Source organism: Hydrobacter penzbergensis, from assembly GCF_900106985.1.
Taxonomy (GTDB): Bacteria; Bacteroidota; Bacteroidia; order Chitinophagales; family Chitinophagaceae; genus Sediminibacterium; species Sediminibacterium magnilacihabitans.
The window spans coordinates 1-21,134 of record NZ_FNNO01000022.1; the positions used below are offsets into that span (position 1 = coordinate 1).

19 protein-coding genes are annotated in these 21,134 nt (G+C 46.7%); 11 read left to right on the forward strand and 8 right to left on the reverse strand.

Annotated features, from left to right (window positions below):
* Nucleotides 1-56: 56 nt before the first annotated feature.
* The 7 genes from BLU98_RS18200 to BLU98_RS16575 all read left to right on the forward strand — a co-directional run bounded on the left by BLU98_RS18200 (nt 57) and on the right by BLU98_RS16575 (nt 7,804).
* Complete coding sequence (locus BLU98_RS18200) at nt 57-290, forward strand: HYC_CC_PP family protein (protein ID WP_092726920.1); 234 nt, start codon at nt 57-59, stop codon at nt 288-290.
* A 208-nt stretch (nt 291-498) separates the two neighbouring features.
* Nucleotides 499-849 carry a heavy-metal-associated domain-containing protein gene (locus tag BLU98_RS16550; RefSeq protein WP_092726921.1) on the forward strand — a complete coding sequence of 117 codons (351 nt, stop codon included), beginning with the start codon at nt 499-501 and terminating at the stop codon, nt 847-849.
* 184 nt (nt 850-1,033) lie between these two features.
* Nucleotides 1,034-2,326: an efflux RND transporter permease subunit gene (locus BLU98_RS16555; RefSeq protein ID WP_092726922.1), complete on the forward strand. Its 1,293-nt coding sequence runs from the start codon at nt 1,034-1,036 to the stop codon at nt 2,324-2,326.
* Between the two features lie 11 nt (nt 2,327-2,337).
* Nucleotides 2,338-4,272 carry an efflux RND transporter permease subunit gene (locus BLU98_RS16560; protein ID WP_092726959.1) on the forward strand — a complete coding sequence of 645 codons (1,935 nt, stop codon included), beginning with the start codon at nt 2,338-2,340 and terminating at the stop codon, nt 4,270-4,272.
* The gene (locus BLU98_RS16565) at nt 4,256-5,506 is read left to right on the forward strand and encodes a TolC family protein (RefSeq protein ID WP_257575074.1); all 1,251 of its coding nucleotides are present in this window, start codon (nt 4,256-4,258) and stop codon (nt 5,504-5,506) included. Before BLU98_RS16560 ends, BLU98_RS16565 begins: the two co-directional genes overlap by 17 nt.
* On the forward strand, nt 5,484-6,605 hold the full coding sequence (locus BLU98_RS16570; protein WP_092726924.1) for an efflux RND transporter periplasmic adaptor subunit: 1,122 nt from the start codon (nt 5,484-5,486) through the stop codon (nt 6,603-6,605). Before BLU98_RS16565 ends, BLU98_RS16570 begins: the two co-directional genes overlap by 23 nt.
* Complete coding sequence (locus tag BLU98_RS16575; RefSeq protein WP_092726925.1) at nt 6,602-7,804, forward strand: efflux RND transporter periplasmic adaptor subunit; 1,203 nt, start codon at nt 6,602-6,604, stop codon at nt 7,802-7,804. The genes BLU98_RS16570 and BLU98_RS16575 overlap by 4 nt, the downstream gene beginning before the upstream one ends.
* A 309-nt stretch (nt 7,805-8,113) precedes the next feature.
* Here the strand turns inward: BLU98_RS16575 and BLU98_RS16580 are convergent, their stop codons facing one another.
* Nucleotides 8,114-8,308 (reverse strand): hypothetical protein, encoded by a 195-nt coding sequence (locus BLU98_RS16580; protein WP_092726926.1) that lies wholly within the window; start codon nt 8,306-8,308, stop codon nt 8,114-8,116.
* Between the two features lie 75 nt (nt 8,309-8,383).
* Here BLU98_RS16580 and BLU98_RS16585 point away from each other — a divergent pair, with 75 nt between their 5' ends.
* The gene (locus BLU98_RS16585) at nt 8,384-8,701 is read left to right on the forward strand and encodes a DUF4251 domain-containing protein (RefSeq protein WP_092726927.1); all 318 of its coding nucleotides are present in this window, start codon (nt 8,384-8,386) and stop codon (nt 8,699-8,701) included.
* Between the two features lie 9 nt (nt 8,702-8,710).
* Here BLU98_RS16585 and BLU98_RS16590 read toward each other — a convergent pair whose 3' ends face one another.
* From BLU98_RS16590 to BLU98_RS16620, 7 genes are all read right to left on the reverse strand, one after another.
* Nucleotides 8,711-9,820 (reverse strand): efflux RND transporter periplasmic adaptor subunit, encoded by a 1,110-nt coding sequence (locus BLU98_RS16590; RefSeq protein WP_257575075.1) that lies wholly within the window; start codon nt 9,818-9,820, stop codon nt 8,711-8,713.
* Complete coding sequence (locus BLU98_RS16595) at nt 9,804-12,962, reverse strand: efflux RND transporter permease subunit (protein ID WP_257575076.1); 3,159 nt, start codon at nt 12,960-12,962, stop codon at nt 9,804-9,806. Before BLU98_RS16595 ends, BLU98_RS16590 begins: the two co-directional genes overlap by 17 nt.
* Complete coding sequence (locus BLU98_RS16600; protein ID WP_092726929.1) at nt 12,949-14,337, reverse strand: TolC family protein; 1,389 nt, start codon at nt 14,335-14,337, stop codon at nt 12,949-12,951. Before BLU98_RS16600 ends, BLU98_RS16595 begins: the two co-directional genes overlap by 14 nt.
* 66 nt (nt 14,338-14,403) lie before the next feature.
* Complete coding sequence (locus BLU98_RS16605; protein ID WP_092726930.1) at nt 14,404-15,663, reverse strand: sensor histidine kinase; 1,260 nt, start codon at nt 15,661-15,663, stop codon at nt 14,404-14,406.
* Nucleotides 15,660-16,334 (reverse strand): response regulator transcription factor, encoded by a 675-nt coding sequence (locus tag BLU98_RS16610; protein WP_092726931.1) that lies wholly within the window; start codon nt 16,332-16,334, stop codon nt 15,660-15,662. The genes BLU98_RS16605 and BLU98_RS16610 overlap by 4 nt, the downstream gene beginning before the upstream one ends.
* Before the next feature lie 72 nt (nt 16,335-16,406).
* Nucleotides 16,407-17,900: a sulfatase family protein gene (locus tag BLU98_RS16615; RefSeq protein ID WP_092726932.1), complete on the reverse strand. Its 1,494-nt coding sequence runs from the start codon at nt 17,898-17,900 to the stop codon at nt 16,407-16,409.
* 26 nt (nt 17,901-17,926) lie between these two features.
* On the reverse strand, nt 17,927-19,249 hold the full coding sequence (locus BLU98_RS16620) for an arylsulfatase (protein WP_257575077.1): 1,323 nt from the start codon (nt 19,247-19,249) through the stop codon (nt 17,927-17,929).
* A gap of 311 nt (nt 19,250-19,560) precedes the next feature.
* On the opposite strand from BLU98_RS16620, the gene BLU98_RS16625 reads away from it, so the two are divergent.
* The 3 genes from BLU98_RS16625 to BLU98_RS16635 are packed head-to-tail and all read left to right on the forward strand — an operon-like array spanning nt 19,561 to nt 21,072.
* Nucleotides 19,561-19,800: a type II toxin-antitoxin system Y4mF family antitoxin gene (locus BLU98_RS16625; protein ID WP_037360731.1), complete on the forward strand. Its 240-nt coding sequence runs from the start codon at nt 19,561-19,563 to the stop codon at nt 19,798-19,800.
* Nucleotides 19,797-20,129 carry a HipA N-terminal domain-containing protein gene (locus BLU98_RS16630; protein ID WP_092726933.1) on the forward strand — a complete coding sequence of 111 codons (333 nt, stop codon included), beginning with the start codon at nt 19,797-19,799 and terminating at the stop codon, nt 20,127-20,129. Before BLU98_RS16625 ends, BLU98_RS16630 begins: the two co-directional genes overlap by 4 nt.
* Nucleotides 20,122-21,072 (forward strand): HipA domain-containing protein, encoded by a 951-nt coding sequence (locus BLU98_RS16635; RefSeq protein WP_092726934.1) that lies wholly within the window; start codon nt 20,122-20,124, stop codon nt 21,070-21,072. The genes BLU98_RS16630 and BLU98_RS16635 overlap by 8 nt, the downstream gene beginning before the upstream one ends.
* Nucleotides 21,073-21,134 lie beyond the last annotated feature (62 nt).

Sequence of the window (21,134 nt, forward strand, 5' to 3'; positions counted from 1 at the left end):
AAGCAAAAAAAGAAAAGAAAGGTAATAGTAGTATTAGTAGGTCTTTTATATCTTAGTTGAACACATTATCTGTCCTACATATAGGGTACATTATACAGGTCAACGACCAGAAGCTGGCAGAACAAGCTTATACAGCATTGCAAGCCGCCAGCGTTGCATTGCCGGTACAATGGACTTTTCAACCTGCTGAACATTTGTTCAGCGCAGTGGTTGCTTACCCTGTTTCCCACGCCCCTCCCCGAGGCATTGTTCAGCCCATCTATTTGCTAAACAGCAATTTCAGAATTTGATTTCGTAATGGTTATTAGAGCCAGGCATTACTACATGCCCGGCTATAGGCATTTGTGGCCGTCATCCTGAGCGAGCGCAGCGAGTCGAAGGAGCTGCTGAACACTCGGTCAGATCCCTCGGCTGCGCTCGGGATGACGACGCAAAATGCGCTCGGGATGACGATCAAATCAATCAATACATTATTCTTTATTTATTAAAACGATAAACATGAAAAAGATCAAAGTACTGCTCGCAGCAGCGTTCAGCGTATTCGCAATGGCGGCATTCGCCCAGTCTAAAACAGAAACCTTTAAAGTCTATGGCAATTGCGGTATGTGCAAAAAGCGTATCGATAAAGCGGCGGCTGTGGATGGCGTTAGCAAAGCCAACTGGAACAAAGACACCAAGATCATGTCGGTAACTTATGATGCTTCTAAAGTTAGCATGGATGCTATCCAGAAAAAGATTGCAGGTGTTGGATACGATACAGAAAAGTTTACAGCAGACGATAAATCGTACAATCAACTGCCCGACTGTTGCCAGTACGATCGTAAGAAGACCAGTAAGAAGAGTAAGTAAAATTTTCTTCCGTCATCCCGAGCGCATTTTGCGTCGTCATCCCGAGCGCAGTCGAGGGATCTGCCTGAAATTACAGCAGCTCCTTCGACTCGCTGCGCTCGCTCAGGATGACGTGCTTCGACTCGCTGCGCTCGCTCAGGATGACGACCTAAGGATGAAGTTTCAAAAACTTTAAGCTAACGCTATGGTACATCGAATCATTGAATGGAGTTTACGCAACCGCTTTATTGTGCTGTTGCTCTCGGCCGGTTTGTTTGTATGGGGCTATTTTTCCGTGAAGAAAAATCCCATCGATGCCATTCCCGACCTGTCTGAAAACCAGGTGATCGTTTTCACCGAATGGATGGGCCGGGCGCCGCAACTGATCGAAGACCAGGTTACCTATCCATTGGTAACCAACTTGCGGGGATTGCCACGCATCAAATACGTGCGCGCGAGTTCCATGTTCGGCATGAGTTTTATCTATGTGATCTTCGAAGACAATGCAGACATCTACTGGGCGCGCGAACGGGTGCTGGAAAGACTCAGCACCGCAAGCCGCTCCCTGCCGCAGGGCGTAACACCACAACTAGGCCCCGATGGAACAGGCGTGGGACATGTGCTCTGGTACACGCTTGATGCACCTGGTATGGACCTGGGCGAGCAGCGTGCGTTGCAGGACTGGTATGTAAAATTTGCGTTGCAGAATGTATCCGGCGTTAGCGAGATCGCTTCTTTCGGCGGCTTCCAAAAACAATACCAGGTAACCATCAACCCCGATAAATTGCTGTATTACAAACTGCGCATTTCAGATGTGATCAATGCCGTTAAATCGAACAACAACGAAAGCGGGGGAAGAAAATTCGAGATGAGTGATATGGGGTATATCATCAAAACAGATGGCTACCTGCGTTCCACACAGGAAATAGAAAACCTGGCGGTTGCAAATCAGAACGGTATACCGGTACGTGTATCGGACCTGGCATCGGTACAAATGACCGGTGAAAGCCGGCTGGGCATTTTCGATCAGAACGGAGAAGGAGAACGGGTAGGCGGTATTGTGGTGATGCGATACGGAGAGAATGCCGCGGCTGTGATCGATAAAGTGAAAGCGAAAATGAAAGAGGTTGCCAAAGGCCTGCCACCCGGCGTGAAGTTCGATATCATTTACGATCGCGGAGAGCTGATCAAAGAATCGATAAACAGCGTAAAACGAACGCTGATCGAAGAGATGATCGTGGTATCGTTGGTGGTATTGGTGTTCCTGTTCCACTGGAGAAGCGCACTCAGCATCATCATACAGATACCCATCACGCTGGCCGCCAGTTTTATCCTGCTCAATGCTTTTGGTATCAGTTCCAATATCATGTCGCTCACCGGTATTGCACTCGCTATCGGCGTAATTGTCGATAACGGCATCATCATGAGTGAAAACGCTTATAAACACCTGGCAGAGAAATACGAAGCCTGGCAAAAACAATCATCTGCACAATCTTAATGTACTCCATCATGAAACAACGATTCAACCCATTCAGGAAAAAAGAAAGCTGGATCAGCGAAGAAGAAAGGATGGCTACCATTGAACAAAGCAGCAAGCAGGTAAGCCGGGGTGTTTTCTTTGCTACGGTTATCATCATCACTTCTTTTCTTCCTGTATTCATGCTCACAGGACAGGAAGGCAAACTATTCCATCCACTGGCTTTCACCAAGACCTTCATCATGATCGTTGATGCATTATTGGTGATCACATTGGCGCCGGTGCTGATCTCTTTTTTCATGAAGGGCAGGTTCAGGCCGGAGCACAAGAACCCGGTGAACCGCTTGCTGGAAAAGATCTACACGCCCATCATCCGTTGGGTATTGAAATGGCGCAAGACCACGATCGCTATCAATATCATTGCCCTCATTATTACCATCCCCCTGCTCAAAAGCCTGGGCTCTGAATTCATGCCACCGCTCGACGAACAAAGCATCCTGTTCATGCCGGTTACATTGCCCGATGTGAGCAACACGGAGATCAAACGCATTTTGCAGGTGCAGGACAAACTGATCAAATCGGTTCCGGAAGTAGATAAAGTATTAGGTAAAGCAGGAAGGGCCAGTACTGCTACAGATAACTCTCCCATCAGCATGATAGAGACCATCATTGTGCTCAAACCAAAAACGGCATGGCGTAAAGGCATTACTAAAAAAGATATCATCCATGAATTGGATGACAAGTTGCAGATCCCTGGTGTGGTGAACGGGTGGACGCAACCCATCATCAACCGCATCAATATGTTGTCTACCGGTATCCGCACTGATGTGGGTATCAAAGTATTCGGACAAAAACTGGATACGATCGCTTCGGTAAGTGAACGGGTAAAAAAAGTATTGGAAGGAACGCCGGGTATCCAGGACCTGTATGTGGAGCCCATTACAGGAGGCAAGTACCTCAACATACATATAAACCGCGAAGCGTTGAGCCGGTACGGACTGAATGTAGATGATGTGAACCAAACGGTGGAATCGGCCATTGGCGGAGCGCCTGTTGCGCAAACCATTGAAGGAAGACAACGATTCAACATCAGCGTAAGGCTGGCGCAGGATTACCGCAACAGCCTCGAACGCATCAGGCGCATACCGTTGATGAGTCCATCGTCCGGCACTGTAGCATTAGGTGAAGTAGCGGATGTGGCATTGGAGGAAGGGCCGCCCATGATCAGTTCGGAAAATGCGTTGCTCCGGGGCGCCGTGCTGTTCAATGTACGCGAGCGAGACCTGGGCAGCACCGTACAGGAAGCCATCCAAAAGATCAATGCATCAAAAGATATCCTTCCCGAAGGGTATTTCCTGGAATGGAGCGGACAGTACGAGAACCTGATCCGCGGCCAGCGAACATTGTTATGGATCGCCCCGATTGTACTGGTGGTGATTTTTCTTTCACTCTATTTTGCTTTTCATTCTATCCGCGAAGCATTCCTCAGCCTGATTACAGTTCCTTTTGCACTGATAGGTGGCGCTTATGCCATATACCTCTACCAGGTTCATCTCTCCGTTGCTGTTGCAGTAGGGTTCATCGCGTTGTTTGGCATTGCAGTGGAAACAGGAATTGTGATGGTCATCTACCTGAACGATGCCATGAACCAGTTAATCAAAGCTAAAGGTAACAGCAGTGAATCTATTACGCGGGCCGATCTGGCAGCGTATGTGATCATAGGCGCCGCCAAACGTCTCCGGCCCAAACTCATGACGGTTTGTGTATCGCTGTTCGGACTGGTGCCGGTAATATGGGCTACAGGCGTGGGCACAGATGTAATGAAACCCATTGTGCTGCCCATGATCGGCGGCGTACTCACTTCATCAACACATATATTGCTGGTAACACCCCTGATCTTTTTACTCACCAAAGAATATGAATTGCGCAAATACGGTAAACTCGAAGTATATGCAACGAATCACTAAATACATATTGGCCGCTGCCATGGCATTCCCCTTGTTCTCCTACGCGCAGCAGGCGCCGGTATTAACACTCGACAGCATCCTGCAACGCATCGACAAGCAGAATGTACGGCTACAATCTTATGCGTTGAAAGCGCAAGCATATCAATCAAGTGCAGAAGCGGCAACAGCCTGGACGGCGCCGATGGTAGGTGCTGGTACTTTCATGACGCCTTATCCGTTGCAGTCTGTGATGGAGTCCCGGGATAAAGGGCAACTGATGTTGCGTGTAGAACAGGATATACCCAATGCCGCTAAACTGAAAGCAAAAAAAGAATACATCGCTTCGCAAGGTGCTATTGCCAGTGCCGGGAGAGATATTACGCTGAACGATTTCAGGGCCAGGGCCAAAAGCCTGTACTATACCTGGTTGGTGAATATAGAAAAGATCAAAGTAGCGGGAGAAACAGAACGGTTGATACTGGTGATGAAAAAGATGGAAGAAGTACGGTACCCGTATAACCAATCACAACTCAGCAGCATCTTCAAAGCCGATGCAAGGATAGAAGAGAACCGGAATATGATAAAAATGTATGAAAGTGAAATTGCGAAGAGCAGGGCCTGGCTCAACGGCTTGATGAACCAGACCGGGGATTATATGTTCAGTATTGATACAGCAGCTATTCCTGAATACAAAGAACAGTTGCATGATACCGCTTTGCTTGCAGGCAAACGAAAAGACATTGTACAGATGGATGCTGCTATCAATAGCCTGAAATTGAATATCCGGAGCATGGAACTGGAAAAGAGACCTAATTTCAAAATACAGTTCGATCACATGTCGCCTTTGGCGGGTATGATGCCGCAGGCTTTCAGTGTCATGGGAATGGTATCCATTCCCATTGTGCCATGGAGCAGTAAAATGTATAAACAGGAAACCAGGGCCATACAATACAATGTGGCGTCCATGCAAAAGGAAAGAGAGGCGATGCTAAACGAAACACATAGCATGTTGATTGGTATGCAATACGAGATCATTGCAACGCAGCAACGTATCAGCAATTTTGAAAACAGGATCATTCCTGCTTTGCAAAAAGTGTTCGATGCCGATTTCCAGTCTTACGAAGAAAATAAGCAAACTGTTACTACTGTATTGAGCGATTGGGAATCGTTGATTATGATGCGGATGAATGTATTGGATGAAAAATTGAAATTGTATCAAATGATCGTCAGCCATGAAAAAGAAGAATATCAATAAATACTGGATACCAGGTTGGATGCTGCTGCTGGCATTTGCCTGCAAACAACCGGCTGATATCAAGGGCCACGAACACCATGCGCATACAGCCATGCGTTCCGTTGTTGCAGATACCGGTATCTCGCATTTGATCAGGCCTGTAAATGAAGAAGTACTTTCCAAAGTGCAGGTGCTCACACCTGCTAAAACCACTAAAGCAATTACAGTAAAAGTACAGGGCGTGGTAGGCTATGATACCAGGGAGAATACCAGCCTTTCGGCAAGGGTGGGGGGAAGGATTGAAAAATTATATGTCAAATACAATTACCAGCCTGTACAAAAAGGACAACTGGTATTAACCATTTATTCGCCCGACCTGGTAGCGGCGCAGAGAGAATTGATTTTGCTGGTAAGAACAAATGGAGAAGATCAGCTCGTTCAGTCCGCCAGGCAACGACTGCGATTACTGGGCATAACAGAAGCGCAGATAGAAACCATTGCCCGTTCAGGCAATCCTGTTTACAGCATACCGGTATATGCAAATGCCAGCGGATACATACTGGAGCAATCCGCACCTGCCAATTCAGCTATTGCTACCCGTGAAGGGCAGTACGTTACAGCGGGACAAACACTGTTTACCATTTATACCAACCAGGCGCTGGTAGCAGATTTTTCTTTTAGCCCTGCACAGGCGGCGTCTATTGCAAAAGGAAAGGAGTTGTCGTATTACCCGAGCAGCAATCCCAATCTCAGTTATACTGGAAAGATCGGTCTGGTGCGGCCTGTATTGGGATCGGGACAAAACTTCACACAAGCAAGGGTATACCAGGTGCCAAGGAATCTTAAGCCCGGTCAGCAGCTTACCGCTGAAATGACCATCGTCACCGGATCGCACTACTGGCTGCCACAGGAAGCAGTGTTGGATATGGGAAATCATCAAATGGTATTGTTCAAAAAAGAAGGACCGGTATTTACGCCTGTATACATTCAAACGGGTATAAAGGCAGATGAACAAATAGAAGTGCTGGATGAGATCGGCAACTGGCAGGTTGCTGCCAATGCTTATTATTTGGTAGACAGTGAAGGCTTCATACCTCAAACACAAAAACAAACCCCATGAAAAAATTTGTTCTCTTATTCATAGTGTTGTTCCCACTTTTTGTTTTTGAATCCTGCAAGGGGAAAAAAGAACAGCCCGTTACTACAGCCGTTCAGCAGCTTACCTATACCTGCTCCATGCATCCGCAGATTGTGCAACATCATCCGGGTACCTGTCCCATTTGCGGAATGGACCTGGTGCCCTTCGATAAGGACAACCAGATCCCCTCGCTCACACTTAATAAAACGCAGCAAGCCCTGGCCAATATACAGGTAGCCGAAATTGGATCCGCTACTTTCAGCGACGCTGTAAGACTGAACGGCCGGCTGGTAGTAGATCCACAACAAACAACTGTCATCAGCAGCCGGGTGGCCGGGAGAATAGAAAAATTATTCGTGAAAGAAACCGGTGTTCATGTTACAAAAGGACAACCGCTTTATGAGATCTATTCAGAACAATTGCTCACACTGCAACAGGAATTGCTGGTAGCGGGTGCACAGGCAGCTGCTTTTCCCAATAACAACCGGTTAGTAAAAATGGCGGAAGGAGCCAGACAAAAACTGTTGTTGTATGGCCAGTCGGCCAACGATATAGATAAGCTGTTGCAATCCAAACAAACACATCCATATATCCTTTATACTGCCCCGGCATCGGGTGCCGTATCAACACTGGATATTACACAAGGACAATATGTTGCCGAAGGCGGCATGATCATGCAACTGGAAAACTATGAGCAGTTATGGGTGGAAGCAGACCTGTACCCCAATGAAGCGTCACTCATCAAACCGGGCGAAAATGTACAGGTGATCATACCGGGCTTTGAGCAGGAGCCACAGCAAGTGAAAATTAATTTTACACAACCGGCTTTACCGGCCGGAACACAGCTATTGCAGGTGCGTGGCACCATTGAAAATAAAGGAGGCCGGTGGCAACCTGGTATGCAGGCCCTGGTCATCGCGCCGCGCAGCAGCGGAAAGAAAGATATGGTATTGCCAGTTGATGCTGTGATACGCAACGGACAAACCAATCATGTATGGGTAGCAGTGAGCGATGAGCAATTCGAACCGCGGGAAGTAACCCTGGGTGCAGAAAATGCCGACAGGGTTGAGATCACAGACGGACTAAAACCAGGCGATAAAGTAGTGGTCAGCGGAGCCTATCTGTTACACAGTGAATTTATATTGAAGAAAGGATCCAACCCCGAAATGCATCATCATTAAAATGAACAGTTCTTATTTCTCTTTTCGGATTTCTTTTATATCAGCCAAATCCTGGGCTCTTCCAGAGGCCATTTTGTTTCGAATAAAATCTTGTAACCCTATATAATGAATACTTAAATCATCTTCAAGAAGGATGACTTGCATATTCTTCTTTGCCTCTTCGAAACTTAAGCCGTCAATTTCATTAAGAATATCAATACGTAATGGAGGATATCCGATGAAATGCTAATGCATATCCTCCAACTACCATATAGTCAACATGGTGTTGGTTCAATAGTCTAATAAAGTCTTCGAAGTCTTTTTCAAGTATCATGAATGCATTTTACGCCGACTAGCAAAAGTGCGGTCCATCGTCTGACCAGGCTTTAAAGTCTGCTTGATCAGCATCGTAACAGCAGCGACCCTTTCTTGCGGGCTGCGAGACAACCAGTATTGCAGATCTTCTTCTTTTTCTTCAAAACCTTTTACTGGTCTTTTATGTGCTACAGCTGCAATTTTTCGCATGCCTAAGGGTAGGCGAATTTTCCGGGTTTTATATGGTAAATCCTGTTAATTTCTTGACTTTGTTAACAGGTTCGCATGCGGATGTTGACACCCGGTTATGATCTCCGGATTACGAGAGACAGTGTAGTGGCTTACCTGCCTTATTTTGGAAGGGCTTACTCGGCACCGCTTAATTTAATGGGAGGAGGTGTTCAGTTCACGTCTGTTAAATTTGATTACAAAGTAGAAGAACGCAAAAAAGGCGGTTGGAACATCATCATCAAACCCAACGATGTAGATGATAATCAGCAATTGAACCTCACGGTTTTCTCAAATGGCAGCGCTTCGGTACAGGTCACCAGCAATAACCGGCAAGCCATCCAGTTCAACGGATACATATCAATGGCACAATAAAAAAATCCGTTAACGTTTGGTAATAATCTTTGTGCCATCCTTCAGTTCTTCACTGGCTTTTGCAACCAGGGTATCACCAGCTTTGATATCACCAAAAAGTTCCTGCTTATCACCCATGTTGAAGCCGGCCCTTACATCTACCCAGTGAACAGTATTACCTGTTACTTTGATCACAAATTTTCTTTCCTGTGTAGTAACAATCGCAGATACAGGTGCTGTCAATGACCGGCCGCTTCTTACGAATTGAAGTTTCACATCTGCGTAACCACCTGCTTTGAGTTCTCCTGTGGTGTTGGGAATTTCAAATTCCCACAATTCGCTGCGTGTATCACTGCTGATGCTACCCGATTTGCGCATGAGTGCGGCTTTGAATTTTTTATCGGGTAAAGAACGGGTGGTCAATTCCCCGGTATTGTTGAATAATCCAGCGTTGGTATACACTTCGGGAACGGCTACCTGCAATCTTAATTTGCCATTGCTTTCCAACTCAAATAGGGGTTTGTCGGCAGGGTTTCCTACGAAAGAACCTACTACTACATTCCTTTTGGTGATAGTGCCGTTATAAGGAGCAATGATGGCCAGGTAATTGCCCACCTGCCGGTAAGACTTTGCCGCCAACACTGCTGCATTGTATTCAGAACTGTCGGCCATCATTTGGTTTTTGATCCTCTCCAGTTCCAGAGGAGCTATTACACCATCTGATTTGGAAGCAAGTGCAATGCGATCGAAATAATCTTTGCTGGCATGATAACGGGCCATCGCCGCTTTTACTTTTTCATTCAGTTCAAGCACACGGGTGTTTATTTCCGGTGCATCGATCAATGCCAGCACCTGTCCTTTATTTACTTTGGAACCAATGTCTACAGAAAGCTGGCGTACATATCCTTGTATTTTAGATCTTACCTGCGCGTTCTCATAAGGTAATAATTCGCCGGGCAGCGAAATGGCTTTTTTTGCAGAATCCAAGGAGAGTACCAACACTTTTACCGTATCGGTTTTGGCATCTTCTTTAGGTATGCCGGCTGCTTCCTGCGGTTGGTTACAGGCCGCCGCAGCGCTCAACAAAACAGCGGGAATAAGGTATTTCATTCCTATCGTATGTTTATTTACTCTTGTCATAATGAATGGAATTTTCATCGTTGGGATCAAGTGATACAGGAACCGGTTTTTTACGGCCGGTCAATCGGTCGTATACAATGGGTACCAACCAAAGACTGGTGAAAACGCTGAACAATAATCCTCCTACTACTGCAATACCCAATGGAGCCGTTTGTTTACCGGTATCGCCCAGTCCCAGCGACATGGGCAGCATACCGGCAATCATTGCAATGCTGGTCATGATAATCGGACGGAAGCGGTTGAATGCAGCCTGTGCCCCCACACTCATATTATGATCGGGCAGTTGACGCAGTTGCTCTGCTTTCGATACCAGCAGGATGGCATTCGATACGGCTACACCTATTGCCATGATGGCTCCCATGAACGACTGGATGTTCACCGTATTACCTGTGAGCCATAACAGTAATAATGAACCGGCCAGTACGCCGGGAAGAACAGACAGCACCACCAATGCTGTTTTGAAAGACTGGAAATAAGCGGTCAGCATCAGGCAAATCACCACAACTGCCAACAACAAACCGGTAGATAATTCAGTGTTGATCTGCGTTAATATGTCGGACTGCCCGCGGAGATACACTTTTACACCCTGTGGTAACGCTCCCAACTTTTTGATAGCGCCATTTACTTCTTTGATGGTATTGCCCAGGTCTTCCTTGTAGATATTTGCTGTGAGTGTGATGAAACGTTGCTGGTTGATGCGATCATATTCGCCAATGGAGTTTCCTTTTTTCCAATCGGCGATATCCCTCAGGTAAATATTGCGATCACCTGCTTTTCCTACAGGTATCTGTTCTACTTGTTCCGGACTGTTCATGGCCAGCTGCGGATATTCTACCTGTACCTGGTAAGAGTTGCCGGATGATTTATCGAGCCAGTACACGGGTTGTACCAGGCGACTGGATGATGAACCTTCGGTCACCGATCTGCCGGCCTGCTCCAGGTTCAAGCCCATCTGGCCCAGCCTGAGCCTGTCATAATTAATTTGTATGGTTGGATAATCGAGCGGCTGTGATACCTGTACATCGCGCAGGTAAGGAACAGTATGCAGCGATTGTTTGAGTTTGTTGGCAATATCCCTGCTCTGTTGTATGTTTTTTCCCTGCACTACTATTTCAACCGGGTTATTGGCGCCCATACTCATCACCTGGTCTACCAGGTCGGCCGGTTCGAAAGAAAGCAATATGCCGGAATCGGTTTTGGTAACGGCAGCACGCAATTGTTCTTTCAGCGTTTCAATGTTGATGTTTGCATGCTGAGCAAGGTTTACTTTGATCACAGATTCATGCGGACCGCTCGTATACAGGAAGATGGGATTGATGGCGTACGACTGTCCCTGCAATCCTACAAAAGCCGATGTGATGGATACGTTTTGCTTACCAGCCAGGCTATCAATGATGTTCAATACTTTTTTAGTAGCATCTTCTGTTCGTTCAATTCTCGTGCCAACGGGCATCCTTAACCTTACCTGCATTTGTCCGGCATCTATTTTCGGGAATATCTCCGTTCCTGCATTCCTGTAACCAATAAATGCCAGTAACAATAAAAGAATGATCACAACAGGAACGACAACCGCACTTGTTGTTTGAATACCCGATACAAGGCGTTGTTTTAATTTTTCAAACAAACCTTCACTTGCCGCTGCATGACCGGCTTTCATGATCCAGTTAGATAATACCGGTACCAGTGTTTGTGATAAGAGGAATGAAGCGATCATGGCAAAAGCCACTGCCATGGAAAGCGGCATAAACATTGACCTGGGCACGCCCGACATGAACAGGGCGGGTACAAACACGGCCAGTATACTGAGCAATATCAACAATTTGGGTATGGCTATCTCTCCGCAGGCATCCCATATGGCCCGCGACCTCGACTTGCCCATCTCCACATGGTGGTGAATGTTTTCAATCGTTACCGTGGATTCATCTACCAGGATACCTACTGCCAGGGCGAGACCGCCCAGGGTCATGATATTGATGGTTTGTCCGGTGAGGTAAAGGCATACCACCGATGTAAGCAGTGCCAGTGGAATGTTGATGATGACAATAAAAGCGCTGCGTAAATCTTTCAGGAACAGCCACACCATCAGTCCCGTAAGCAAAGCGCCCAGCAACCCTTCAAACAAAAGGCTTCGCAATGAGTTGACCACATAGCCCGATTGGTCGAATTCGTACGACACTTTAATATCGCCTGGTATCGCGGCCTGCATGTCGGGCATGGCTTTCTTGATAGATTGTACCACATCCCAGGTAGACGCATCGGCTCTTTTGGTAACCGGTATGTACACGGAACGTTTGCCATTGATCAGCGCATATCCTGCGGTAATATCTGCGCCGTTGTCAACACTGGCCAGGTCCCGCACCAATATAGGGGTGCCATTGACATCCCTGACAGTTACATTTTCGAGTTCTTTGAAATTATCCGCTACACTGTTTGAAGCAGTGATGATGGCTTTATCGGCTAGGCGGATATTACCGGCGGGAAGGATGGGGTTGTTTTTTGCAATGGCAGTAACCAGTTCATCTGCCGTGATATTATAACTCCTTAACCTGTCGGGGTCGGCTTTCACTACAATGGTCCGCTGGTTACCACCAAAGGGCGGAGGAGCAGATACCCCGGAAAGGGAAGCAAACATCGGACGCACTTTGAACAGCGCCAGGTCCTGTATCTCATTCAGTGAACGGGTGCTGCTGCTGAAAACGAGCTGACCAACCGGTACCGACCCGGCATCATACCGCATGATAAACGGAGGCAATGTACCCGGCGGCATGAATGAGCGGGCACGCGTGGCATAAGAAACCACTTCAGCCATCGCCGCTGCCATATTGGTGCCTTCATGGAACTGTAATTTGATCAGTGATAAACCCTGGATCGATTTACTCTCTACCGCTTTGATGCCGGTGATATAAAGAAAGTGGTATTCATAATAAGAAGTGATGAAACCTTCCATCTGCTGGGGCGATAACCCGCCATAAGTTTGCGCCACATAAATAGTAGGCGCATTAACAGCCGGGAAAATATCGATAGCCGATTTGCGAATAGCCAGAATGGAAAACAATATCACGCCGAATACCAGCACAATGATGGTAACAGGCTTACGAAGTGCAAATTGTATGAGACGAAGCATGGTATTACCTGGTTTCATTTAAAAAAATAGACAGATCTCCTTTTACCGCAGCCTGTAGTAATAAGGCTTTCCAGGCATCCCAATAAGCCTGCTTAACGTCCAGCTCTGCTTTTAACAGGTTATACTGTGCTTGTACCAGGTCGGCAAAATTCACCAGCCCGGTATTGTACCGCACCTGCATGGCATTGAAAGCATACAGGCTCGATCTGTGCTGCTGTATTGTTTCGGCAGCTACCGCCAGGCTGTTCTGAAAAGTAGTATTGGCAATGTGCTGGCGGGTAGAGAGCGCCGATTTATTTTCCATCAATCTTTCTTCGGCGGCTTTGGTAAGTAAGTTTTGTTGTTGCAATTGCCGCTTCACTTCACCATACTTCATAATGGGGAAAGCCAGTTGCAGTCCGGCGCCATAATTATACCGGCTCAGGCCCAGTCCGTCCCAGGTTTTAATAGAACCATCGGCTAAAAATCCCGATCCCCGTGCAAAAGCGGTGCCCCACACATTCAGTTTGGGCAGGTACGATTTTTTCAGCACCGCTTCTTTTGAATTGTTCAGCAATACCTGGCTCTGTGCATATTGAATGAGCGGGTGATTGGAAAAAGCGGAATCGGTTCCCGAAAAGGATGGGGGGAGCCGATCCAGGAAGCCGATATCTGCCGGTACCGGCAACGTGTCTGTTACGATGAGTTGCGCCAGTAACCATTGTTGTGTCTCTAATTGTTTTTGCGCATTTAGCCGGTCAACTTTCGCTTTGGAAAGTTCCGATAAGAAAAGCGCGGTATCCACGCCCGGCTTGATGCCGGTATGCGCCAATACCCTGCTTTGCTGCAGGCTGGCCTGCACCCTTTCAATGTTGTGCAGGTGTATAGCTACCATGTCCTCCGCCAGCAATACATCGAGGTATTTGCTGATGACATTGATGGTGTGGTTGAATAAGTTCTGCTTGTAATTGGCTTCCTGGCTGCGTGCTTCAGCCGCGGAAAGATTGATTTTGGCATTGCGTTCTCCAAATGTAGATGCCTGCCAGTTCAATAAAACGCTGGCGGCGCTGCTCGCAGCGGGACTATAATTATTGTTTGCAGAAGGCGGACCTGTCATGGGCACTAGACCATTCGGATAAAATACGCCGATGAGGTTATTGGCTGTAGCAAAGCCGGCCTGATAGGTAGCATCGATAGAAGGTAACCTGCTGTATTTGGCAACGGCTACATTTTGGCTGGCGGCTTCTGTTTCATACCGACCTGCCGCTAAGAGGTGGTATCTGCTCTCCGCCATCTGCACGGCGTCTTTCAGGTGTAAAAGGGTGTCGGCAGTTTTTTGTGCTGCAACACCGGAACAGATCAACGAAGTGAAAACAGGCACTAATCCATATATCATGCGGTATCTCTTATTCATTGAACCGGGTGATTTAAACGAAACGTAAAGCTATTGCAGGATTTTGGAGAAATTTAGATGCCAGATTTACCGAAAAGTTACTTTTATCATATGCCATCCATCCAGGTATTGATAGCTGATTTGATATTGATACAACAACACAATTTGTTTCACCAGCGACAGTCCCAGTCCTGTTGTTTTGGTTTGATAAGAACCTTTTTTAAATCGCTCAAACAGTTCCATCGGATCAATATCCGGTTTAGGTCCTGTATTTTGTATGAGGAGATAGGATGAGGAAAGGGTAACATTCATTTCTCCATTCTCCTTATTGTGTATGATGGCATTGTTGACAAGATTGGAGAGGAGTATTTCTATCAATGATCTGTTTGCCTGTAATACAACATGGTCTTCAATGTTGCAGGTGAGCGCCGGGAAATATTCATAATGCTCCTGGAAGCTATTCAGTAAATGACGGAGCATTTGCGATACATCTATGGGGCCGGCATCGGGAAACTGGTTGTTCTCGATCTTGGACAATAAAAGCAGGTTGCGGTTCATCTGGCTCAGGTGGTCATTGGCTTCTGTAATATCCTGCAGCATAGATGCGCTCTTTTCTGTAAGGCCGGGCTGGTTGATGAGCAATTCCAGTTTTGAACGTATGATGGCCAGCGGCGTTTGCATTTCATGCGAAGCATTTTCTACAAACTGTTTCTGATTGAAATAAGCCGTATTGGCATTATTGACGAAACTGGTCATGCTTCCATTCAATTCGTCGAACTCGGTTGTACCCGTATGAGTGGCCAATGCAAGCGGCTGGTTGCGGGCGATATCATAATTGTTTGCTGCATGCAGGGTAGAAAAAAATGGCTTCCACAACAACTTTGAACTTTTCCGGTTCAGTATTACGATGGCAACCAGCAGCAGCAATAAAATAAATGCCTCCGTAATGAATACCTTGATGATGAGGTGGGATATTTCTGTTGATGAAACATAAGTGGTAAGGTTATAAGAAGTATTGTTCCACTGCATGCGACCGGTGAGGATCTCAAAAGGAAGAGACTTCTTTTCATCGGCATAATAAACGAGAGTATCCCTGGATGCATTCAATGCAACAGGCTGCGTTGCTTCAACGATATCGTATTCTCCGATGATATGCTTTTCAATATTGCCCTTGTTGGCTACAAAAGTTTTCCAGACATTTTCTTGTTTAAGCAGCAGTTGCTTTTCCTGCATGTGATGAGCCTGCATGCGTAACATCACATAAAATAAAAAAGAGCAGAACAGCAACACGACGGGCAGCCATGTGAGCAGGTAGCGGGTATTTCTTTGCAGCAACGGTTTGCTCATAACGATAATTTATAGCCCAGTCCGTATACGGTTTGTATCAGGTCATCGCATCCTTTTTCCTTCAGTTTTCTTTTGAGGTTCTTTATCTGCGAATAAACAAAATCGAAAGAAGGCATATTGTCCGACTGGTCTCCGTAAATATGCTCTGCGATGGCCTGCCTGCTTACTACGCGGTTAGGGTTATTCATCAGGTAAGCCAGCAGATCGAACTCACTTTTGGTAAGCGATAATTTTTGCTGGCCGCAACTGGCGGTACGTGAAAAAAGTTCTATTTGCAGGTTGCCCAGCTCCAGTGTATCAGTACCATGCACATATTTGCGGCGCAACAGCGCTTTTACCCTCGCGTTGAGTTCCGAGAGGTGAAAGGGTTTGGTAATATAGTCATCGGCCCCGTAGTCGAGCCCTGTGATCTTATCCTGCAAGGAATCCCGCGCAGAAATGATGATCACGGCATCGTCTTTTTTTTGCTTGCGCAGGTGTTGCAGCAGGCGGAGACCATTGCCATCCGGCAGGTTGATATCGAGAATGATGCAGTCGTAACTGAAATCTTCTATTTTATTAAGTGCGTCGGCATGGGTGGCAGACCCTTCGCAAAGGAATTCTTCCTGCGTAAAATATTCCAGAATACTTTGCAGCAGTGTGTGTTCATCCTCTACCACCAATAACTTCATCTGCCAATTTTAACACTAAAGTACTGTGTAAATTTGGAGAAATTTGGATACGATATTTCCGGCCTCTTACTGCTATTTTATTTTTACTACTGCTGCGGGACGCAGGCCTGTACCGGTTTGTTTGGTAAGGTCATCACCCAATTCTTTCCTGTATTGATCGGCCAGTGCATTGAGTTGCGCTACGATGTCTTTGTGCTTCTCCTGCACATCCAGTGTTTCTCCCGGGTCGGTTCTCAGATCGTACAGAGCGAGTTGCACCGAATCTTTGGCGTATTTGCCGGGCCAGCCATCATTACCAATCGCAGATGGTTTTTTGTAGGTCTGTGATATGCAAGGGAAAGTAAGTTTCCATTGTCCCTTCCGGATGGCTTTAAGACTGTTGTTATCGTAATAATAAACAAACTCATCGCGTGGGTTGGCTCCAGGCCGCCGGAAAAGCAGTGATTGAATATCTACTCCGTCGATCTTTTTAGCAGGTTTGCCGGCGCCGCAAATATTTGCCACCGTAGGTAATATGTCCATGGCAGCTACTATATTATTACAGATGGTGCCTGCTTCGATCTTGCCCGGCCAGCGTATAATACAAGGTACTCTCAAACCGCCATCCCATGCTGTTCCTTTGCCTTCGCGCAGCGCGCCGGAGTTGCCGGCATGGTTACCGAATGTAAGCCAGGGGCCATTATCACTGGTAAAAATAACCAGTGTGTTTTTAGTGAGTCCCTGCTCTTCCAATGTTTTCATAATGGTTCCTATAGACCAGTCTACTTCTTCCATTACATCTCCAAACAGGCCGGCCCCGCTTTTGCCCCTGAATTTTGCAGAGGCGGCAATAGGTACATGCACCATCGCATGTGCCAGGTATAAAAAGAAAGGATGTTGTTTATTTTGTTTGATGAACTGCACAGCCCGCTCAGTATAAAGCGTGGTCAATAATGATTGGTCTTCGAGTGTATTGATCTCCCGTATTTTTTTATTGCCTTCCAGTAATGGCAATGGTGGATATTTAGATTTCCAGTCGCTGGTATCGGTGATGGGTTTGCCATCATAATTCACCGGCCACATATCATTCGAATAAGGCAACCCAAGGAATTCATCAAAACCCTGCTGCAATGGCAGGAAAGGCTCTTTATCTCCCAGGTGCCATTTTCCTATTATTCCCGTTCTGTATCCTTTGGCTTTCACCAATTCTGCAATGGTCTCTTCGGAAGGGTTCAGCGCTTTGGTACTCCATGGATTCAATGCCCCTGAAATACCTAAGCGATTGGGATAACAACCGGTTAGTAACCCTGCCCTTGAAGCGCTGCACACCGCCTGGGCTGCATAATAATTGGTGAAACGCATGCCCTGCGCAGCGAATTGGTTGATATGGGGGGTGTGATAAGGGAAGCCTCCATAACATTCCAGGTCGCCATAGCCCATATCATCCATCAAAATGATGATGATGTTAGGAGGTGTATCCCCTTTGCCGGCGCCTGGCAATGGCTGGTGGTAACTGCTGCACAAGAAAAGCAAAGGCAGCAGGAAAAACAAGCTGTTTTTCGATTGAAAAATGACAAGTCGTTTCATGAGATATGCTATTGATGATAATAATGCTAAAAATTCCATTCATCTATTGTGGAATGCGTGTGTGCATGCTTTGCCAACCCGCTGATCTTTTTTGCCAGATCCGGATGTTGTGCTGCTATGTCATGCGTTTCATGTGCATCGGCGGCAAGATCGTACAGTTCCCAGCGGGCGTTTTTATCTTCTTTTACGCGATACTTCACTGCTTTCCAGTTACCCATCCGGATGGCCTGCCGGCCTCCGTTCTCATGGAATTCCCAGTAGAGGTATTCATGCTGTTGCTGCCGGCCTTTGTTCAGCAGTGTTGGCAAAATCGAAATACCATCTATCTTATCTGTTACCGGCACGCCTGCCAGGGCCGCGAATGTTGGGAAGAAATCCCAGAAAGCGCCTACGAAGCCGGATGTCTCTCCTGCTTTGATCATCCCCGGCCATCTTGCGATCATAGGTTCCCGCATCCCTCCTTCATACAGATCTCTTTTGATGCCCCTGAACCCACCGCTACTGTTGAAGAAAGTGGGGTCGTTGCCGCCTTCTGCATGCGGACCGTTATCGCTGCTGAAGATCACCAGCGTGTTCTCGTCAATGTGTAAGGCTTTCAGCTTCGCCATCACTTCACCCACATAGTTGTCGAGCTTCGCTACCATTGCCGCATAAGCTGCATGTGGGTATGCCTGGGGCTGGTAGCCAATTCCATTCCATGCTTTGATGGCTACAGGCTGCTCGTTGAATTTGTGCTTATACCATTCAAACAAACTGTCGCCTGCGGGCAGTTGAAGGGCTGCATGTGGCAATGTATAAGAAAGATAGAGAAAGAAAGGGCGGGACTTGTTGTCGTCTATAAAAGAAAGGGTTTTTTGTTGTATGAGGTCACCGGCATAGGCAGGCTGCTTGCCGGGTGTATTGGGCAGATCGATTTTTGTATCGTTATCCCATAAATGATCCGGAAAATAATTGTGCGCCTGCGCCTGGCAATTGTATCCGAAGAAACGATCAAAACCCTGTTTCACTGGATCGCCTTCAGAGCCAACATAACCCAATCCCCATTTGCCGAAATCACCGGCGGTATAGCCGGCTTTTTTAAACATTTCGGCCATGGTATAAGTACTGTCGGGAATAGGCCACTGGCCTTCGGGCTTCACTTCACGGTTGCCGCGTATCGGTGTATGACCTGTATGCAGGCCGGTCATTAATGAAGCGCGCGAAGGAGCGCATACCGATGTGCCCGAATAGAACTGCGTAAACCGCATGCCGGAAGCGGCAAGCTGGTCGATATGAGGTGTTGCGATCAATGGTTGCCCGTAACAACCCAGGTCGCCATAGCCGAGGTCATCTGCCAAAATGAAGATCACATTGGGACGATTGGCTGTTTTTTGAGCGACAGTCTTATCTAAATGGAGTGATAAGATGAAGATAATAGCAAGAGATCGCAATAAGGATTGTTTCACTGGATGCAATTGGTTGAAGGCGGTTTAGATGATGGGCGTCAAATGCGCTAAAACTACTTAAAAATCAAACAAATATTTCAGTATGGATTCGCTGTAATTATCTACACTTTATATGTAATTAGATATAAAAGTGGGTTTTATTTATTTTTATATGTAATTGAATATAATTATTGCTATTTTTACACTATTATATCTTTAAGCATATAAATATAAAGATGGAACGACTAGCTGAATTTGTCAAACGCAGGCGTAAGCAGACGGGGATGAGCCAGCAGGAGTTCGCCGAACGCTCGGGCGTAGCCCTTACTGTTGTGCGCAAAATCGAGCAGGGGAAAGAGACCCTCCAGTTGGAAAAAGTGAACCAGGTACTTAAAATGTTTGGGCATGAACTGGCCCCGGTCAGCAGCCGTGAGCTCGGTAACCTGCCTGAAAAAAATGAAAACCCGGCGACATGAGAAAAGCGGCCGTACTATATGGTACCATCATGGCTGGAACGCTCACAGAGACGGATGAGGGAGAATATATCTTTCGCTATGACCGGGCTTACCTGGCATTAACGGCGGCGGCACCCATCACGCTTACCATGCCACTTCAAGCGGAGCCCTATGTTTCTAACCGCCTGTTCGCTTTTTTTGAAGGCCTGATACCAGAAGGCTGGTTGCTGGATATTGCAAGCAAAAACTGGAAGCTCAATCCCAATGACCGTATGGGTCTCTTGCTGGCCTGTTGCAGGAATTGCATAGGCGCTGTCAGTATTCAACCGATCGAACTCAACAATGAATAAGCGTTGTCTATATTGTTATGAGGAACTACCGCCGGAAGCGGAGGGTGATTTTCATGCCCATTGCAGTAGCAATTTTTTCGGAACAAAGGATGCGCCGCAGTTCAACTATACACTGGATGATATGTCTTCGCTGGCACAACAGGTAGTAGCAAGAAGCATTGCCGTACCAGGTGTTCAACCTAAACTTTCGCTGACCCTTGTACGGCAGTCCCTTGCCGAAGGCGGATATAACCGGTTGACGGTTGTAGGTGCATTGGGCGGTAATTATATTTTCAAACCTCCATCCGAGCATTATCCCGAAATGCCACAAAACGAACACCTAACAATGCGCATCGCAGCGGCTTTTGATATCCGGGTGGTGCCTTCAAGCCTGATACGGTTAAAAACAGGAGAATTGTCATACATCACCCGGCGGATCGATCGTACGGAAAAAGGTAAAAAGATCCACATGCTAGATATGTTCCAACTCCTGGAAGCTGTAGACAAATACAAGGGATCTATGGAAAAGATAGGTAAGGCGATCAACACCTATTCTGATAATACGTTGCTGGATCAATTGTATTTTTTCGAGATTGCAGTCTTCAGTTTCCTAACCGGCAACAACGATATGCACCTAAAGAATTTTTCGCTGATCCATACGCAAGGGCAATGGCAGCTTGCGCCTGCTTATGACCTGCTCAATGTCAGCATCGCCAACCCTGTTGACAGCGAAGAACTGGCTTTGACACTGGAAGGAAAAAAGAAGAAGTTGCACAGGGAACATTTCGAACGGCTTGGGCAAGGGTTGGGGTTAAATACCCGACAAGTGACGAGTGTATTCCGTCGGTTCGGAAGAAAACGCGCGCTTGCACTTGATTGGATCGAGCGCTCATTCCTGTCCCGGGAAATGAAAGATGCTTACCTGAACGTGTTCAATGAACGATACCGGCGATTGGGAATCTAGGATTGTATTAAAAACACAAAACCCACCGAAGCGGGTCTTGTGTAAGAGATTGAAAGTCTATC

Bases quoted from the DNA above. Each gene is read 5' to 3' on its own strand.
- BLU98_RS16550 (WP_092726921.1), top strand. From the start codon at position 499: ATGAAAAAGATCAAAGTACTGCTCGCAGCAGCGTTCAGCGTATTCGCA.
- BLU98_RS16555 (WP_092726922.1), top strand. From the start codon at position 1,034: ATGGTACATCGAATCATTGAATGGAGTTTACGCAACCGCTTTATTGTG.
- BLU98_RS16560 (WP_092726959.1), top strand. From the start codon at position 2,338: ATGAAACAACGATTCAACCCATTCAGGAAAAAAGAAAGCTGGATCAGC.
- BLU98_RS16565 (WP_257575074.1), top strand. From the start codon at position 4,256: ATGCAACGAATCACTAAATACATATTGGCCGCTGCCATGGCATTCCCC.
- BLU98_RS16570 (WP_092726924.1), top strand. From the start codon at position 5,484: ATGAAAAAGAAGAATATCAATAAATACTGGATACCAGGTTGGATGCTG.
- BLU98_RS16575 (WP_092726925.1), top strand. From the start codon at position 6,602: ATGAAAAAATTTGTTCTCTTATTCATAGTGTTGTTCCCACTTTTTGTT.
- BLU98_RS16580 (WP_092726926.1), bottom strand. From the start codon at position 8,308: ATGCGAAAAATTGCAGCTGTAGCACATAAAAGACCAGTAAAAGGTTTT.
- BLU98_RS16585 (WP_092726927.1), top strand. From the start codon at position 8,384: ATGCGGATGTTGACACCCGGTTATGATCTCCGGATTACGAGAGACAGT.
- BLU98_RS16590 (WP_257575075.1), bottom strand. From the start codon at position 9,820: ATGACAAGAGTAAATAAACATACGATAGGAATGAAATACCTTATTCCC.
- BLU98_RS16595 (WP_257575076.1), bottom strand. From the start codon at position 12,962: ATGAAACCAGGTAATACCATGCTTCGTCTCATACAATTTGCACTTCGT.
- BLU98_RS16600 (WP_092726929.1), bottom strand. From the start codon at position 14,337: ATGAATAAGAGATACCGCATGATATATGGATTAGTGCCTGTTTTCACT.
- BLU98_RS16605 (WP_092726930.1), bottom strand. From the start codon at position 15,663: ATGAGCAAACCGTTGCTGCAAAGAAATACCCGCTACCTGCTCACATGG.
- BLU98_RS16610 (WP_092726931.1), bottom strand. From the start codon at position 16,334: ATGAAGTTATTGGTGGTAGAGGATGAACACACACTGCTGCAAAGTATT.
- BLU98_RS16615 (WP_092726932.1), bottom strand. From the start codon at position 17,900: ATGAAACGACTTGTCATTTTTCAATCGAAAAACAGCTTGTTTTTCCTG.
- BLU98_RS16625 (WP_037360731.1), top strand. From the start codon at position 19,561: ATGGAACGACTAGCTGAATTTGTCAAACGCAGGCGTAAGCAGACGGGG.
- BLU98_RS16630 (WP_092726933.1), top strand. From the start codon at position 19,797: ATGAGAAAAGCGGCCGTACTATATGGTACCATCATGGCTGGAACGCTC.
- BLU98_RS16635 (WP_092726934.1), top strand. From the start codon at position 20,122: ATGAATAAGCGTTGTCTATATTGTTATGAGGAACTACCGCCGGAAGCG.